The sequence below is a fragment of the Pedobacter sp. genome (assembly GCF_039594775.1).
Taxonomy (GTDB): domain Bacteria; phylum Bacteroidota; class Bacteroidia; order Sphingobacteriales; family Sphingobacteriaceae; genus Pedobacter.
This window is the reverse complement of sequence record NZ_JBCNMT010000003.1, coordinates 488,227-504,183: the sequence shown is the minus strand read 5'-3', so window position 1 is coordinate 504,183 and position 15,957 is coordinate 488,227. Positions and strand designations below refer to the sequence as shown.

At 38.1% G+C, this 15,957-nt stretch carries 14 protein-coding genes; 7 read left to right on the top strand and 7 right to left on the bottom strand.

Annotation, left to right across the window (positions count from 1 at the left end):
- Both ABDV71_RS11615 and ABDV71_RS11610 read left to right on the top strand, forming a co-directional pair.
- On the top strand, nucleotides 1-957 hold a 957-nt coding region (locus tag ABDV71_RS11615), incomplete at its 5' end, for an MFS transporter (RefSeq protein WP_343532696.1).
- Nucleotides 958-968: 11 nt separating this feature from the next.
- The gene (locus tag ABDV71_RS11610) at nucleotides 969-1,658 is read left to right on the top strand and encodes a GDSL-type esterase/lipase family protein (protein WP_343532694.1); all 690 of its coding nucleotides are present in this window, start codon (nucleotides 969-971) and stop codon (nucleotides 1,656-1,658) included.
- Between the two features lie 127 nt (nucleotides 1,659-1,785).
- Here the strand turns inward: ABDV71_RS11610 and ABDV71_RS11605 are convergent, their stop codons facing one another.
- Nucleotides 1,786-2,208, bottom strand: coding sequence for a hypothetical protein (locus tag ABDV71_RS11605; RefSeq protein ID WP_343532692.1), 423 nt, complete (start codon nucleotides 2,206-2,208; stop codon nucleotides 1,786-1,788).
- Between the two features lie 80 nt (nucleotides 2,209-2,288).
- Entirely contained in the window at nucleotides 2,289-3,065 is a 777-nt protein-coding gene (locus ABDV71_RS11600; protein ID WP_343532690.1) for a LexA family transcriptional regulator, read from the bottom strand.
- Between the two features lie 134 nt (nucleotides 3,066-3,199).
- Here ABDV71_RS11600 and ABDV71_RS11595 point away from each other — a divergent pair, with 134 nt between their 5' ends.
- The gene (locus ABDV71_RS11595; protein ID WP_343532688.1) at nucleotides 3,200-3,544 is read left to right on the top strand and encodes a GIY-YIG nuclease family protein; all 345 of its coding nucleotides are present in this window, start codon (nucleotides 3,200-3,202) and stop codon (nucleotides 3,542-3,544) included.
- A 57-nt stretch (nucleotides 3,545-3,601) separates the two neighbouring features.
- Here ABDV71_RS11595 and ABDV71_RS11590 read toward each other — a convergent pair whose 3' ends face one another.
- Both ABDV71_RS11590 and ABDV71_RS11585 read right to left on the bottom strand, forming a co-directional pair.
- Complete coding sequence (locus ABDV71_RS11590) at nucleotides 3,602-6,721, bottom strand: tolB protein precursor (RefSeq protein WP_343532686.1); 3,120 nt, start codon at nucleotides 6,719-6,721, stop codon at nucleotides 3,602-3,604.
- A gap of 59 nt (nucleotides 6,722-6,780) precedes the next feature.
- A complete protein-coding gene (locus ABDV71_RS11585) occupies nucleotides 6,781-9,240 on the bottom strand; it encodes a transglycosylase domain-containing protein (protein WP_343532684.1) in 2,460 nt (819 codons plus the stop codon).
- Between the two features lie 148 nt (nucleotides 9,241-9,388).
- Between ABDV71_RS11585 and ABDV71_RS11580 the strand changes: the two genes are divergently transcribed.
- Nucleotides 9,389-10,276 (top strand): polyphosphate kinase 2 family protein, encoded by an 888-nt coding sequence (locus tag ABDV71_RS11580; RefSeq protein ID WP_343532682.1) that lies wholly within the window; start codon nucleotides 9,389-9,391, stop codon nucleotides 10,274-10,276.
- 3 nt (nucleotides 10,277-10,279) lie between these two features.
- On the opposite strand, the gene ABDV71_RS11575 is transcribed toward ABDV71_RS11580, so the two are convergent.
- Nucleotides 10,280-11,185, bottom strand: coding sequence for a LysR family transcriptional regulator (locus ABDV71_RS11575; protein ID WP_343532680.1), 906 nt, complete (start codon nucleotides 11,183-11,185; stop codon nucleotides 10,280-10,282).
- A gap of 93 nt (nucleotides 11,186-11,278) precedes the next feature.
- Between ABDV71_RS11575 and ABDV71_RS11570 the strand changes: the two genes are divergently transcribed.
- Nucleotides 11,279-11,893, top strand: coding sequence for an NAD(P)H-dependent oxidoreductase (locus tag ABDV71_RS11570; protein ID WP_343532678.1), 615 nt, complete (start codon nucleotides 11,279-11,281; stop codon nucleotides 11,891-11,893).
- Nucleotides 11,894-11,965: 72 nt separating this feature from the next.
- On the opposite strand, the gene ABDV71_RS11565 is transcribed toward ABDV71_RS11570, so the two are convergent.
- On the bottom strand, nucleotides 11,966-12,667 hold the full coding sequence (locus ABDV71_RS11565) for an SDR family oxidoreductase (protein WP_343532676.1): 702 nt from the start codon (nucleotides 12,665-12,667) through the stop codon (nucleotides 11,966-11,968).
- Between the two features lie 206 nt (nucleotides 12,668-12,873).
- Nucleotides 12,874-13,599 carry a 5'/3'-nucleotidase SurE gene (gene surE, locus ABDV71_RS11560; RefSeq protein ID WP_343532674.1) on the bottom strand — a complete coding sequence of 242 codons (726 nt, stop codon included), beginning with the start codon at nucleotides 13,597-13,599 and terminating at the stop codon, nucleotides 12,874-12,876.
- An 81-nt stretch (nucleotides 13,600-13,680) separates the two neighbouring features.
- Between surE and ABDV71_RS11555 the strand changes: the two genes are divergently transcribed.
- The gene (locus tag ABDV71_RS11555) at nucleotides 13,681-14,586 is read left to right on the top strand and encodes a diacylglycerol kinase family protein (RefSeq protein WP_343532672.1); all 906 of its coding nucleotides are present in this window, start codon (nucleotides 13,681-13,683) and stop codon (nucleotides 14,584-14,586) included.
- A 58-nt stretch (nucleotides 14,587-14,644) separates the two neighbouring features.
- Nucleotides 14,645-15,910, top strand: a complete 1,266-nt coding sequence (locus ABDV71_RS11550; protein WP_343532670.1) for a peptidoglycan DD-metalloendopeptidase family protein — start codon at nucleotides 14,645-14,647, stop codon at nucleotides 15,908-15,910.
- The last annotated feature ends 47 nt before the right edge of the window (nucleotides 15,911-15,957 follow it).

Here is a 15,957-nt window from a genome sequence, read left to right as displayed (position 1 = left end):
GTACAGGGGATGGGGTGGCCTCCATGTGGTAGGGTAGTGGCGCATTGGTATTCGGTAAGAGAAAGAGGTACTGCGATGTCTATTTGGAATTTGGCACATAATGTAGGTGGCTTTTTGGTGGGGCCTTTAACCGTATTGGCTTTTGAGTTATTTGCTGATTGGCATGCAAAGCTTTATTTTCCAGGGTTAGTGGCAATCATATTTGCGCTTGTAGCTTTTTTGTTTGTTAGGGATACACCACAATCTGTTGGTTTACCAGCTATAGAAGAATATAATAACGATTATCCCAAAAGTTATGATGCCAAAACACAGGAAAAGGAATTTTCGGCTAAGGAAATTTTCTTCAAATATGTGTTTAATAATAGGTTGCTGTGGTTTATTGCCATAGCAAATGCTTTTGTTTACTTAGTGAGAAATGGGATTATCAATTGGGCCCCTACGTTTTTACAGGAAGCTAAAAATTATACTCAGGCTGAAGCAGCCTGGGCATCTGGAGGCTATGAGTTAGCAGCTATTCCGGGTACTTTGCTTTGCGGCATTATGAGTGATAAGTTGTTTAAAGGAAGAAGAGCGCCCGTAACGATCATTTATATGTTTTTTACTTTATTAGCGGTTATTATATACTGGAAAACTTCAAATCATCATTTATTGCAAAATATTTCCCTTTGGGCAATTGGTTTCTTTATTTATGGTCCGGTGATGCTAATTGGTGTGCAAGCTATAGATTTAGTGCCTAAAAAGGCGGCAGGTACTGCTGCTGGTTTAACAGGCTTATTTGGGTATTTTATAGGAGATTTGTTGGCAAATGCTGCTTTGGGTGGTTTGGTAGACAGCTATGGCTGGGATGCCTGTTTTATAACAATTGCTATTTCTAGTGTTTTAGCCATTTTCTTTACCACCTTTACTTGGAATAGAGAAAAGAAAAATTTGGCGAATCTCACACCTTTATCTCATTAATTAAGAAGACTATGATCATTAATAATAAATTTTTTGTTATTGCTGCTTTAAGTACGCTATTATGGTTTAATAATGCGAATGCGCAAACTAAGCCTTACGATACCGCTTACCGCCCTAATAAATACAAAGAATTGGTGCAGAAATTTAATGCTGATCCAATTGCCAAGAAAGAATATGTTTTTTTAGGAAATAGTATCACTGCCGGAACTGACTGGAGCAAGTTGTTGAATTTGCCCCAAGCAAAAAATAGAGGGATATCTGGTGATATTACTTTTGGTGTATTGGAGCGTTTGCAGGAGGTAATCGATAGAAAGCCTGCCAAAGTTTTTATTCTGATAGGTATTAATGATATTTCTAGAAATATCCCTGACAGTTTAATTTTGAAAAATTATAAGAAGATGATTTCGCGTATTAGAGAAGGTTCAAAGAAAACGCAGATTTATTTCTATACGATGCTGCCCGTAAATGCCTCTTTCGAGAAATTTAAAAACCACTATGGTAAAGATGAACATATTCTGTACTTGAATGAGGAAATTAGAAAACTGGCGGCGAAAAATGTTACGATTATTGATCTTTATCCTCACTTTTTAGATGAACAAAATAGGTTAAAAGCTGAATTGACTAAAGATGGTTTACATTTAATTCCAGCGGGCTACCAAGTATGGGCCGAGGTTTTGAACAAAGGTGGTTATTTGAAGTAGCTTATAAACAGAACATCCCGCAAATATTTGCGGGATGTTCTGCTTTGAATTGTGTCAAACTGAGCTTGTCGAAGTTTTAATCTTGTAGTGACATTCCGATAAGTTCAATGTGGTAAGGATTTTATGTTTATATTTTTCCTTCCTCTGCTTTTGGAGCTTTTTGAGGTCTGCCTTTTCTTTCTTTAAAGCGTTCTTTCATTTTGCCTCTCATTTCTTCTCTTGAAGCTGCCAGTTTTGTTTTTTGTTCTGGGGTTAGCACGGCATCAATTTTATCTTGATGAGCTTTCATAGCGGCTTTTCTTTCTTCAAATTTGGTCTTCATTGTTGCCTCGTCTTTTTGGCGCAAGGCGTCATGTTCCTTAATTCTGTCCAGTTCTATCTGTTTGATTTTAGATTTCTGCTCATCATTTAAGTTTAGTTTCTGTTGCATGGTACTGGCAGCTTTTTCTGCTCTTTCTTCAGCACTAATTTTACTTTTTGCAGGTCTTTGTGCGTAGCTTGTTGCAAAACCTAGTGCAACAAAAGCTACAGTATACAGTAATTTTCTCATCTCAATTTTAATTAAGTTTCATTTTACTATTGAGATAGGATGGTAGGCTATTGGTTTAAATAGCCTGTTGTTAAAAAATGTTAATTCTTATTTAACTGGGAAATTGATTTTTGCATTTGGGCCATCATGGTAGATAATGTTTCAATGGTTGGTTCTGGTGTTGGGTCAGGCAGAGAGGTAGAGAAATACGCTTTTGCCTTCCATATTTCTAGAATATCTTCAGCAGGAATGGCGTAAGGGTCGTAAACCTTATTATCTGAAATTAGTTTGAGTTCTCTGTCCTCTTTGAATTTATTTCCAGCACGTTTGTATACTACGCCTTCATTTTTGCTAATGATAACATAGGTGTCGCCAATTTTGATATCATTCCAGTTTTCCAGGTATTCTCCTATGATGATGCTGCCGGACTGTATGGGAAGCATCGAATCGCCATTAATTTCAAAAGCTCTGTAGGTACCTTGTTTAAGAGAGGGGATGGGAAGCTGAAATCTAGGTAATTCTTGAATGTACTGAGGATCAGAAAAGCCATTTAGGTAGCCGGCGCTAGCTTTAACGGGAACTAGTTCGATATTTTCGTTATCGTCCTTATCTACTGAAATGCTTAGTACCCTCAAGTTAGAACCTTGGCTCTTTGGCTTAGGTTTCCAATTGTCGTTTATTTTTTCGTTGATGAATTCATCAATTGTCAATTCGAAATATTCTGCTATTTTTTTTAGTAAATCATATTTCGGTTCTGCTCTATCTTCCTCATAGGCACCTATCAAAGATCGCTTAATTTCCATGTTATCAGCAAATTGTTGCTGTGTTAAGCCGTTTTTCTTTCTTAAGTATTTGAGGTTAGCTGAAATGTTAGACATATGAAAATAATTTAAAATAAATTTGTTTTTACTAAAATTGTTAGTATTATTGTGCCAATAAAATTAGTAATTATAATTTGTATCGCCAAATATTATCTAATATAATTAGTTTTTAACCATTAGCTGTAGCAATTATGAAAAAGATCGTTTACATCGTTACCGACAGAAACAGAACCACTTTACATGTAGGCATGAGTGCTGATTTAATGAAGACACTTGATTTCTATAAGAAAATGCCAAATCTCTTTTTCGATAGTGCACAGCAACTTACCCGTTTGGTATATTTCGAAGAATTTAGAACCGAAGAGCAGGCCTTAAACAGGTTTAAGATGGTGAGTAGATTTACAAGAGCTCAAAAGGAAAGATTGGTACGCTCATGTAATCCAGATTGGATTGATTTAACTGCTGGTTTAGATTTTGAAAACATGTACATGCATCAGAAAATTAATAACCAATCTTTGTTGCCATTTACTGTATAAAACAAAAGAGCGCTAAATATGATTAGCGCTCTTTTGATATACTTGTTTAATCTAAGCCTACCAGCCAGGTGCAAAGGTTAAACCAAATACACCACCTTTTATATCCTTACGAGTGAAGGGGAAGGCATAATAAGGTTCTAATATCATTGCTCCAAGCACGTTAACCCTTAGCGATATGCCCGCACTTAAAGCAGGAACGCGTTCGTAAGGTTGTCCATCAGGCAATACTACATTACTAGGTTGGCTTTTAAATACTACTTTAGAATCTTCTGTCCAAGCTACACCGGCATCAAAGAATAGGTTAAGATCGGTAAACAAGAATTTAGAAGGTATTTGTGCTAGTTTTTTTGGACCAGTAAAAGGTAACCTTAATTCGAAATTAAATACGGCTAGTTTACTTCCAGAAAGTTGGTTGATGTCGAAATTGCCAGTATTTAGGTTTTGATTGTTGTAGAATGAGTTAGGTTCATAACCTCTAATTAGGTAATTATAGCCAGCATAAAGTGGATAAAGGTTTTCTCCGTCTCTGCCCAAACGCATATAACTGTAACCGCGTAAGGCAAGAGTAATCGGTTTAAATCTGAAGTACTTTCTTAAATCGGCGGTTACAGCCATAAAGTTATAATCTCCAAAATATTTTTCAGCACCAATTCTGTATCTAAATCCATCTAGTGGAGCAGTAACGCCAAAAATTGAATTATCACCCACAAAATAAGCGTTGGTTTGTAAAATATTGAAGCTTTTCAATGGTACCCCTAACGCATTTTCCGCATCACTTTTATTTACACGTTCTCTATCTGAGCCTAGATAATAGGTGAGGTATTGTCCATCAGGACTTAATGCATAGTAATTGTTAAAACGGTCTAGGCGATAGCTGTATCTTGAAAAACCACCACCTACCTCAAAACGATGCACCTTATTGAAAGGATATCCAGCAAATAAATCAACCCTATCTTCAAAGGTCCTTAAAATATTGGTGCTGATAACCCCCATATCTTGCCCATTGCTGTCTTGTTTGGTGCCTTGGGTCATAAAACCTGTAATGTATGGGATGTGCGAAATGCTTGAGCCCCAGTTGATACGATTGGCTTGGTTTACGTAGCCTACCATGCCACCAAAATCATAGATTTCGCCATTAATGGCTAAATTGGCTACAATTTGGTTTTGCCCTACGATGTCACTAAACATCCCCATTACACCGCCTTGCATCCCTGTGCCGAAACGGCTTGTTGTTAAGCCAACACCACCGCTATTAGCTAAGTAATCCAACTTGAATTTTGGACGATAGGGGATGTTCCTTAGCGAATCAAGATGAGTGCGTTCAAACCTATTGAAATTACCAAGATTTGAGTTGACGATATTTACCCCAACATTCTCTTTTGGTGGTAATATTGCAGCATCGAAATTAACGTCATTAGCATTTACATCCTTAGCTTTAAAATTGCTATAGGCAGAGTTGTATAAGGTATAACGTTGGTAACGATAGTAGCTATAAATAATGTCATCATTTCTAGAAACAGTAATAGCTGGGGAGAACTCCGTAATACCACTAATTCCTGTGAAATAATCGGTTAACTGTTTTAAGTTGCTGTTTTCTAGGTTATACTCGTAAAGGTTTCTGAACCCATCTCTGTTAGACAGGAAAAAGATACGTTTACTATCACCAGAAAATTGAGCATTAAGGTTATTTGCTCCTGGGAAAACTGGAACGTTGCTTAATGCTTTGGTGGCAATGTCGTAAATAGTTAGGTTAATTGGGTTTACGGCATTTTGGTTTCTAGCTTGTAGCGCTGCACGATCCGAAGAAAAAACAATTTTTTTGCCATCTGGCGAATAGCTTGGGGCATAATCTGAATATTCGTCGTTAGTGATTTGGGTAACTTGTTTAGTGTCTAAATTGTAAGAGAAGATATCACTTTGACCTTCTACCATCCCAGAAAATGCAATGTCTTTTCCGTTTGGAGACCAAGTGAGGTTGCCGAATTGTTCTACATCGCCCATTTTTTCCCGCATCAATGTCTTGCCATTTTCGATGTCAATAATCATTAACTGGTTTCGCCCCTTGCTAAATATACTAAAGGCAAATTTCTTACTGTCTGGCGACCAAGCTCCAGCAGATTCCAAAAAGTTGAAATCGTCAATATGAGAATTGGATATCTGACTGCTCAATTTCCTAATAATCTTTCCGGTTTTTGCATCGGCGAGGAATAAATCAATGCCAAATAAATCCTTTTCTGAAAGAAAGGCCAAATATTTCCCGTCTGGACTAATGGCTGGAGCAACGTTCATATTACCAGCATTTTTGTTATCGATAATTTTAGTGCCCGAAATCCTTATTTGAGAACTATCTGCTTTAAGCATTGGGCGATAATGTTGTTCAATGGCATTTTTCCATAAGCCTGATAGGGTTCTGTCATCATAACCAAAAGTATATCTGATGCCATTTTCATAGCCAAATCTGGCAGTTGCTTTAAATAACGGTACAATTGTCGTATCGCCATAAAGGGAGCCTACAAATGTCCAAAAAGCCTGTCCATAACGATAAGGGAAATATTTATTGGAGTTGGTAAGGTCTTTTAAAGAGGGGATATCTCTATTCAAAAGCGCATCACGCATCCACATTGAGGTGAAGGCATCTTTCTTACCTACTGATAAGTATTCTGCCATACCTTCGACCATCCATAGCGGCGTTTGACCAATATTTTCCAACGGGATAGAATCTTTTTCCAATAGAATGTGATATTGGAATGCGTGCACCAACTCGTGGCCTAAAACGTGCCTAGTTTGGCTGCCAAGCTCCATAATGGGCATAATTACCCTATTTTTGAAAGCTTCGGTAACACCGCCAGTTCCTATGCCAATTTCACCTTGTAAGGCCGTAGTTTGTTGGAAATCGGGATGGTTGTTGTAAAGGATAATTGGATTTTTCTTAAAGAAAGTATCTCTGAAGATTTCTTGGTGCATTTTATACCAAGTTTCCGCATCCTGCGCAAATTTTTTTACAATCTTTTCATTTTTTAGATAGTAATAAATTTCGAAATGTGGTGTCTCCATCACCTTAAATTTCTCGTTCTTGTATCGAACTTTATTTTGTCCGAAGTATTGGGCATTTGCAGTGACCACAAAGGTCAGCATGAGGAATGCGATAAAGATAGATTGTTTTAGAAAATTGTTCATAAATGAATAATTTAAGGCTTTTGGCATTTTCGTGAGCATATTTAAATTTAAGGAAAAGCTTACTGATTGTTGTTCTTCTTCTCTTTTTCTTTCTCCTTTTGCTCTTTCCTTTGCTTTCTTCTTAATTCTCTTTCTTCTTTTTTGGTTAATGGAACAGTGGCTACAGGTTCTTGTTTAGGTTGATTTTCTGTAGGTTTTTTCTCTTCAACTTTAGGTTGTTGCTGTTGTTCAATTTTAATCGGTTCTGGCTGGTCAATAATCGGCACATCCACTTCCATAGAGTCAACAGAAACAGAATCGGTTTGTGTAGTGTCTATCTGAATTCGTGGGCTAGGGCAGTTGTAAGTGCGTGTAATTTCTACTTTCGCCTTAGGGAAAGGTCCATAGGTGTATCCGCTATTGGGGTCTTGATAAACTTTCTCCATAAATTTAGCGAAAATAGGAAGGGCAGTTCTTGAACCTTCGCCTTGCTCGCCATTTTTAAAGTGCGCCGTACGCTCATCGCAACCTACCCAAACACCAGTAACCAGATCTTTGGTGATACCCATGTACCAAGCATCAACATAGTCAGACGAAGTGCCTGTTTTACCACCAATTTGGTTGTTTTTCTTGAATAAATCCCATTCCCATAATGCTTGCGAAGTACCTCTAGGCTCTTCGATACCGCCTCTAAACATATAAAGCATTAACCAGGCAATTTCTTCGCTTAAGGCACGTTTGGTTTTGGCCACAAATTCTTCAATCACATTGTCGTTTTGGTCGGTAATCTTCTCCACTAGGATAGGTTCAACCTTGTTACCTTCATTTAAGAAAGTTCCATAAGCTTTTACCATTTCATATACCGTAACGTCGTTAGAGCCCAAACTTACAGATGGAACGGATTCTAAATGGCTATCGATACCACATTCATGCGCCCACTTTACCACGTTATCCCAGCCAACTTTTTCGGTTACCTGTGCCGTAATGGTATTAACCGAGCGACCCATGGCCCAACGTAAAGACATTTCTTGATAGCTGTAACTCCAATCTGCATTTTTTGGTTCCCAGTATTTGGTTTCGCCTTTATCCTGATAAGCAATACGTACAGGTTTATCGGTGAATTTATCGCATGGGCTCATGCCGCTTTCCAATGCCGCTAAATAAGCAAAAGGTTTAAAAGTTGAACCTGCTTGGCGTTTAGCTTGGTTAACATGGTCATATTTGAAAAATTTATGGTCAATACCACCCACCCAAACCTTTATTTTTCCACTTCTAGGTTCCATGGTCATCATTCCTGTGTTCAGAATTTTGCCATAGTATCTAATGGAATCCATGGTCGAAAATAAAGTATCTCTATCGCCCTTGTAAGAAAAGATTTTCATCTTTTTCTTTTTGTTGAAATAGGCTTCTACCGAATCAGGTTGGTTAGGGAATTTCTTTTGCAATAGTGCGTAGATAGGCAGTGATTTTTTAGCCCTATCGGGATAATCTACCTTCTTACGCTCGCTGTCTTCCCAAGGGTCTTCATTTCCCCATACACTATAAAATCTGCGTTGTAGGATACGCATTTGGTCTTTAACAGCTTCTTCTGCATAGCCTTGAAGTTTAGAGTCAATGGTAGTGTAGATTTTCAATCCATCTTCATAAAGGTTGTAATTATTCTCATCACACCATTTCTCTAGATATTTGTCTACGGCTGTTCTTAAATATGAATCGTTTTCGCTACCCTCATCATCATTTCCAGCTTCTATGCCTATTGGCGAAGCTTTATATTTTTCTAGTTCGGGTTTAGGCAAATAATTGTACTTGTTCATTTGGGAAAGCACCACATTTCTTCTTTCCAATGATCTTTCTGGATTTTTAATAGGATTGTATGAAGTGGTGGCTTTTAACATACCTACCAATAAGGCCGCTTGAGGTACACTAAGCTGGCTAGCTTCTTTGTTGAAATAGATACGTGAAGCAGTTTTGATGCCATAGGTATTGTTGCCAAATGATACGGTGTTAAGGTACATGGTCAATATTTCATCTTTGCTATAATTGGATTCGAGCTTGATTGCAGTCATCCATTCCTTCAATTTTGGAATAATGGTTCTTATCAAAGGAATGCGTTTAGCTAGGCCCGACGATTTATTGTAGCGTGTTCGGTAAAGGTTTTTGGCTAACTGTTGGGTAATGGTACTGGCGCCACCTTCTTTGCCCATGCCTACTACTGCGCGACCTAACGCTTGGATGTCAATACCACTGTGTTTATAAAAACGAACATCTTCGGTAGCTACTAAAGCATTTACGACGTTTTTGGAAATTTCATTAAACGCTACTGGTGTACGGTTTTCTTTGAAGTATCGCCCAATCAATTTCCCGTCGGAAGTGTATAGTTCCGAACCCACACGCTGCGACGGCTTTTTAATGTCTGAATAGGAAGGGGAATACCCGAACAACCATAAAAAGTTGATTTGCAGTGCACAAAAGAAAAGGATGATAAAGTATATAAAGATGATGAAATACCTAAGATATCTATTTTTGATTTCTTTAAACATGCTATAAAGATGATAAAACCGTAAAAAAATATTTGTTAAATAGTGTTAAAACAAACAATACAAATTAACGTATTTAATTTTCTTAATTTTAGTTCTATCTTTAAAAATATCCTTATAAATGCATCTATTTAACTATTAACTAATTAATATGACTATAAAAACAAATACCGAGAAATATCTGGTTAAACCAGACAAAAAAATAAAGATTGCTGATTTTGATACGGATTATAATGGCCATTTGGATAAAGAGGCTGGCAAAAGCGAATTAGACAGGGTTAAGGAAGCGCTGGCCAAGTATCAGGAAGTTTTGTATGCCGCTGATTCACGTGCGGTATTAATTATTTTTCAGGCGATGGATGCGGCAGGCAAAGACGGTGCGATTGCACATGTGATGTCTGGTTTGAATCCACAAGGGTGTCAGGTTTATAGTTTTAAAACACCAAATGCGGAAGAGTATGACCATGATTTTTTATGGCGACATTATAAAGCGCTTCCTGAAAGGGGGAGAATAGGTATCCACAACCGCTCGCATTACGAAAATGTACTGGTTTGTAAGGTGCATCCAGAATATGTTTTATCTGAACGGTTGCCTAAATATGATTCGGTAGAAAAAATAGACAAAGATTTTTGGAAGAATAGATATGAGAGCATCCGAAATTTTGAGAAGCATTTAACGGATAACGGTGTCGTGATCTTGAAATTCTTTTTGCATGTATCTAAAGATGAACAGAAAAAACGCTTTTTGGATAGGATAGAAGACCCTGCGAAGAACTGGAAATTTTCTTCTGGAGATATCAAAGAAAGAGCTTTATGGGACAAATATATGCAAGCTTATGAAGAAGCTTTGAATGAAACCTCTACCGATGAAGCACCTTGGTATGTTATTCCTGCAGATAAGAAATGGTACACTCGATTAGCTGTGAGCCAAATCATAGCAGAGAAATTAGAGAGTTTAAACTTAGAGTTCCCTAAATTGCCGAAAACAGAAGTAGAAGCCTTGGCGGGTTACAAGGAGCTATTGTTAAAAGAGAAGTAGGCTTTATTCCGTTTCCCATTTTTCTTTAAAGATGTTTTCTAGCTGTTCAATCTCATTGTGGTAAATGGTGTTTTTCCTTTTGCCAAAGTAAAGCGTGTTTTCCAGTGGTTGTGTGCCCTGCCAAACCATTTTTACTTTTTTGTTTTCAATAGCTTCTTTGCAGAGAAAGTCAGGAACAATAGACAAGCCGTTTGCATTGCTTAAACAACGCAATATTGAGCTGATATTAGGCACAATATAGTTGGGACGAAAATCCGGATGCTCGCCAAAATTCTTAAGCCAGAAATTTTTGAGGTGCTCCATATCGCCGGCGGTGCTGTACCATAGTTGTTGCTTTAAAAACTGTGTGGCTTCTTGAAATTTACCTTCTTTTAGCCATTGTTGCAATAAACCTATCTCGGTGTTTTTTCCTGCTACCAACACAATTCTTTCTTTAGAAAATGCATCGTACAACAAATTTTTCTGGTTGCCTTTTTGCGGGGTAATAATAAGGTCTAATACTCCGCTATCCAGATCCTGCTGCATTTGCGGATATTCACCAAATTTAATGATCACATTAAAAGGAAGTTCAGGGATATGCTCCTCCAAGGTGTATTGAAAGGTCTCAAAGCACATGCCCACACTAATGGTTGCTCGGTCGGCTTGCGAGCGTTTATGGAAATGTTGCTCCGCCGTCTCCAGTTTCTTAATTGGATCAATAATGAAATTGTACAGGATTTTCCCCCTTTCGGTAGGGACCATTTTACGGGCAGCTCTGTCAAATAATTTATGTCCTGTATAAGCTTCTAATGAATTGAGGTGCAAACTTACCCCAGGTTGAGAAATATAGAGCGCCTGAGCAGCTGCAGATAAGGTGCCTGTTTCATATATGGCCTTGAAAGTTCTCAACCATTCCAGATTTAATTGCATAACTATAATTATTATGATACAAATATACAATTTAAGTTATTTTAATTATATAAAAATACTTGAGACATTTGCATCAGTTTAAATAAAATTGACATGCAAAAAATATTCATTATCAACGGAGGGCAGTATTTTGCTCATTCTGGAGGGAAATTCAATACTACTCTAACTTCTTGGACCTTAGACTTTCTAAAATCAAATGGATATGAAGTTAGAACTACCAATATCAACGATACTTATGAACCTGTTGACGAAGTGGAAAATTTTAAATGGGCAGATATAATTATTTATCATACACCTATTTGGTGGTTTCAGGTACCCAATAAATTGAAGCAATATATCGATGAGGTATTCACTGCGGGACATCAAAATGGTATCTATGCCAGTGATGGACGCTCAAGGCAGACACCGGAGATTAACTATGGAACTGGTGGCTTAATGCACGGTAAAAAATACATGGTAACCACAACCTGGAATGCGCCCGAAACTGCTTTTACTCTGGAAGGAGAGTTTTTCGACCAAACTTCGGTAGACAAAGGGGTGCTGTTTGGTTTCCACAAAATGAACCAATTTACGGGAATGGCCCGTATCCCTGGATTTCACTTCCATGATTTGGAGAAAAATGCTACTCTTGAAAGAATTTCGAACTATAAGGAAAAGTACGAGCAACACTTAATGGAGCAGTTTAGTGCGGTAGAGCAATTGAGTTAGTAGTTTTGATTTTAGCCACAGATACATCAATTTAGAGGTTCAATAAATCTGTGTAGCTGTGGCTTTCTAACCTTATTTTGTTTTGGTAGGTCTTACTTCAATTTTAGAAGGAAGCACGTTAGGATTCAGGTTCAATAAATCAACTACCATTTGTCCTAGATCTTCTGGCTGTATTTTCCAACCGTCTGCTTCATTAGGTTGGTGATCGTTGAAATGTGAAGTCACCGAACCAGGCATAATGGTGGTGGTTTTAATATCATGTTCTCTTAAATCTAACATGGCAGCCTGCGTAAAACCAACTACACCAAATTTAGAAGCATTGTATCCAGCGCCGTTTGCAAAAAAGTTAGTGCCGGCTAAGCTCGCAATGGAAATATAATAACCCTTATTGGCTTTAAGCTGTTCAACGCTCGCTTTTAATGTATGAAAAACCCCAGTCAAATTGGTATCTATCATAGCATTCCAATCTTCTAAGCTCAATTGGTCAATAGGTGCAAATTTACCTAAACCAGCGTTAGCAATCACAATATCCAATTTGCCAAAATTGGCAACAATTTGTTCAACAGCTTTTTGCTCGTCTTCAAAATTTCTAACATCAGAGGCTATGGCCAATACATTATCACCACCTAAATCCTGCTTCGCTTTTTCTACGTCTGCTTGCTTTCTGCCAGAGATGGCAACTTTTAAACCTGCTTTAACTAAAGCTTCGGCAATGCCGAAACCAATTCCTTTTGTGCCGCCAGTAATGTAGGCTACTTTATTTTCTAAACTCATAATTTTCTAATAAAATTGAAATCAAAATTGCAAAATCAATAGGTATTCAATGTTTCCTGTATGTAAAATATACTAGTAGTTAGGGGCTAGGGGTTAGTAGCCAGTCAAATAGTCTATTATTAACCACTTCCGAAGGTTCGGGACTAACCACTAACCTTTAGCATCTAACTACTAACAGCTAATCCCTAACTCCTAGCCACTAGTTCCTAATTTCCAATTTTCTCCTTCAACCTCACCTCGTCCGTTAAATCTAATCTTAAAGGTGTGATAGAAACGTAATTATGTTCCATGGCCCATCTGTCGCTATATTCTTCCGCTTGCTCTAATGCCTTTACTGAAATCCAGAAATTTTTTCTTCCCATTGGGTCTTCCCCCGGAATTACCGTTCCATCATATAAAGTTACCGATTGCCTTGTCCATTTGATTTGAGTAGGATGTTGCGGAAAGTTTACGTTATATAGTGCTATTTCGCTGGTTTCAAATAAGATTTCGAGACATTGTTCTACAAATGGTTTCAATATTGAAAAATCTGGTTCCGTTTTTCCTACTGGCGTACTTAAGGCAATTCCCTTAACTCCCAATAGTACTGCTTGTTTGGCCGCCGCCAAAGTTCCCGAATGCCACATCGAGTTTCCCAAGTTTGGTCCCATGTTTATTCCTGAAAGTACCACTTGAGTATCTGGATACATATGCAGGCCTAAAGCCACACAATCAGCGGGTGTTCCATTCACACGAAAGGCCTCAATGCCCTCGAAAGTGATGGGTGATTTTTTATAAGTAAGTGGTCTGGAATGGGTAATGGCATGCCCCATGGAAGACTGTTCCACATCTGGTGCTACAATTCTAACCGTTCCAAAACTAAGTGTAATTTGTGCTAAAGCGGCTATCCCTGGGCTGTAAATCCCATCGTCGTTGGTGATTAATATATTCATTGCCAATATTTTTTTGGTGATGTATTAAAAACTATTATAAGCCTCTTATTGTTGACAAGAAATAAAAATAGATTGTCGAATATGAAGATTGAGCAGACCAAAATACAGTTAATTCACAACCCAACAGCAGGAGCCGAAGAGCACGAGGCTGAGCATTTAACGGAAATGCTTCATGCGGCTGGTTACCGTTGCAAATACGTTTCTTCTAAAAAGAAATTTATGAAAAAGATTGCTACGGATATAAAGTATATGGTAGTTGCGGGTGGCGATGGCACAGTGCGAAAGGTGGTGTTGGCGCTGCTGGATAAAAAACTGAAATATAAAAGACCTCTGGCCATTTTGCCTTTGGGTACGGCAAATAACATCGCCAGTTCGCTAGGAATTGAAGAAAACCTGAGATTGAATGCCGAATCGTGGAAGCAGAAAAAATTACAGAAGCTAGATGTCGGCGTAGCGAAAACACGTAAAGAAGAAATGCATTTTATCGAATCCTTTGGCTTTGGTCTTTTTCCAGCCTTAATCAAATGGATGGATGAACAGCCCAAAACACCATTTGAAGATCCCAATGAAGAAGTATTGGAAGCCCACAATGCGCTATTACATTTGGCGAAGCACTACCAGCCGATTCCGGCTACAATACTGCTTGATGGCAAGGAGCTTAGCGATGAATTTCTGATGATTGAATTGCTGAATATTGCTAGGTTGGGACCTAAGTTAATGTTGGCTAAAAATGCTAACCCAGGCGATGGCATGCTCGAGCTTGTTATGATTAAGGCTAAGCAGCGCCCGTTGATGATTAAATATTTAGAGGAGATAGTGGAAGGTAAAAAGCCACCATTTCCAATTAAATCCATCCCTGTAAATCAATTTAAAATCAAATTGGATACGAAGGACATCCACGTGGACGACGAATTAATAGAAACCTCACAGCATACTTGGGACATTGGGATTTTGCCTCATATGATTGATATTTTGTTAACGAAATAAGTTTAAGTTATTGATGTACTTTAAATTGAGATATGTTTTGCTAATCGCATGTGCGTTATTGACTGCATGTAAAAGTGGCCCATTTAATTTGTTAAAGCCGTCTTCGCCACATGAGCAGTATAAACGAAAGTTATTAAATGCAGGTCTTGATCAAAGTGCAATGGGAAGTGGTTGGATCAACAAGGCCAATACACTATTGCAAAATGCAACGATCGTAAAATTGCCATACAAGGAGGTGGGTTATTTCGCTACTGATAAACTGGATGGTGCTAGTTTCAAGTTTAGGCTGGAGCAGGGCCAGAAGCTAACAGCTAAACTGAGCAAACAGTCAATAAATAATTTTGCTGTTTACATGGATGTATGGGAGCAAAAAGATAATGGTGATTTTAACATGTTAACTTTTGCAGATAGTGTAGGTGCAGATTTGCAATTGGAGGCAAAGAGAAGTGGCGACTTTTTTTTACGGTTACAACCTGAGCTTCTAGGTAGCGGATCTTATACCCTTGAGCTGATTGTTGGTCCATCTTTAGCTTATCCTTTAAAAGCAGTGAACCGAAGACAAATTCAAAGCTTTTTTGGGGTGGGACGGGATAATAATACCCGGCAGCACGAAGGGATAGATATTTTTTCATCTTTTAGAACACCAGTAATTGCTGTTTCCGATGGTACCGTTATAGGCGTGAACGAAAATAATTTAGGCGGTAAGGTGGTTTGGTTCAGACCAAAAGGCAAAGACTATACGGTTTATTATGCCCATTTAGATGAACAATTGGTAACTCCGGGCCAGGAAGTGATGATAGGAGATACGCTAGGGTTGATGGGAAATACAGGCAATGCTAAGACTACACCGCCACACCTCCATTTTGGCGTTTATACCAGCGGTGGTGCAGTTGATCCACTTCCTTTCATAGATCCATTAATTACGCCAATTCCTGCTATTAATGGCGATATTGCTAAATTAAACACTACCATGCGTACAGGCAAGTCAGCCGAAATCTCAGATCGATTGCCCTTGCAGCAAACAGAAACGTTAAAACAAAATACGATAGCTCGTGTGCTGGCCGTAACCAGCAATTATTATAAAATAGAATTGCCTGACGGGAAATCTGGTTATGTCACCAATAAATCTCTCGTGGATACAAAACCTTTAAAAGCACTTAAAATCACAGCAAGCAATCAATCTTTGTTAGATTATCCTGATATAAGCGCAGGCGTTAAAACCAGCTTGGCAATTGGAAAAACTGTAAATGTGATTGGGAATTTTGAGGACTTTCAACTGGTTAGCACTACAGATGGAAAGGTAGGATGGATACCTTTGAAATAGGAACAGTCAAAAAATGAATTTTTAATTAAATGTTGCAAAAACCTGCA

Excerpts from the sequence above, each read along its gene's own strand:
- ABDV71_RS11605 (WP_343532692.1), bottom strand. The coding sequence starts at position 2,208 with ATGAGAAAATTACTGTATACTGTAGCTTTTGTTGCACTAGGTTTTGCA.
- ABDV71_RS11600 (WP_343532690.1), bottom strand. The coding sequence starts at position 3,065 with ATGTCTAACATTTCAGCTAACCTCAAATACTTAAGAAAGAAAAACGGC.
- ABDV71_RS11575 (WP_343532680.1), bottom strand. The coding sequence starts at position 11,185 with ATGCAATTAAATCTGGAATGGTTGAGAACTTTCAAGGCCATATATGAA.
- ABDV71_RS11580 (WP_343532682.1), top strand. The coding sequence starts at position 9,389 with ATGACTATAAAAACAAATACCGAGAAATATCTGGTTAAACCAGACAAA.
- ABDV71_RS11555 (WP_343532672.1), top strand. The coding sequence starts at position 13,681 with ATGAAGATTGAGCAGACCAAAATACAGTTAATTCACAACCCAACAGCA.
- ABDV71_RS11610 (WP_343532694.1), top strand. The coding sequence starts at position 969 with ATGATCATTAATAATAAATTTTTTGTTATTGCTGCTTTAAGTACGCTA.
- surE (WP_343532674.1), bottom strand. The coding sequence starts at position 13,599 with ATGAATATATTAATCACCAACGACGATGGGATTTACAGCCCAGGGATA.
- ABDV71_RS11595 (WP_343532688.1), top strand. The coding sequence starts at position 3,200 with ATGAAAAAGATCGTTTACATCGTTACCGACAGAAACAGAACCACTTTA.
- ABDV71_RS11590 (WP_343532686.1), bottom strand. The coding sequence starts at position 6,721 with ATGAACAATTTTCTAAAACAATCTATCTTTATCGCATTCCTCATGCTG.
- ABDV71_RS11585 (WP_343532684.1), bottom strand. The coding sequence starts at position 9,240 with ATGTTTAAAGAAATCAAAAATAGATATCTTAGGTATTTCATCATCTTT.
- ABDV71_RS11570 (WP_343532678.1), top strand. The coding sequence starts at position 11,279 with ATGCAAAAAATATTCATTATCAACGGAGGGCAGTATTTTGCTCATTCT.
- ABDV71_RS11565 (WP_343532676.1), bottom strand. The coding sequence starts at position 12,667 with ATGAGTTTAGAAAATAAAGTAGCCTACATTACTGGCGGCACAAAAGGA.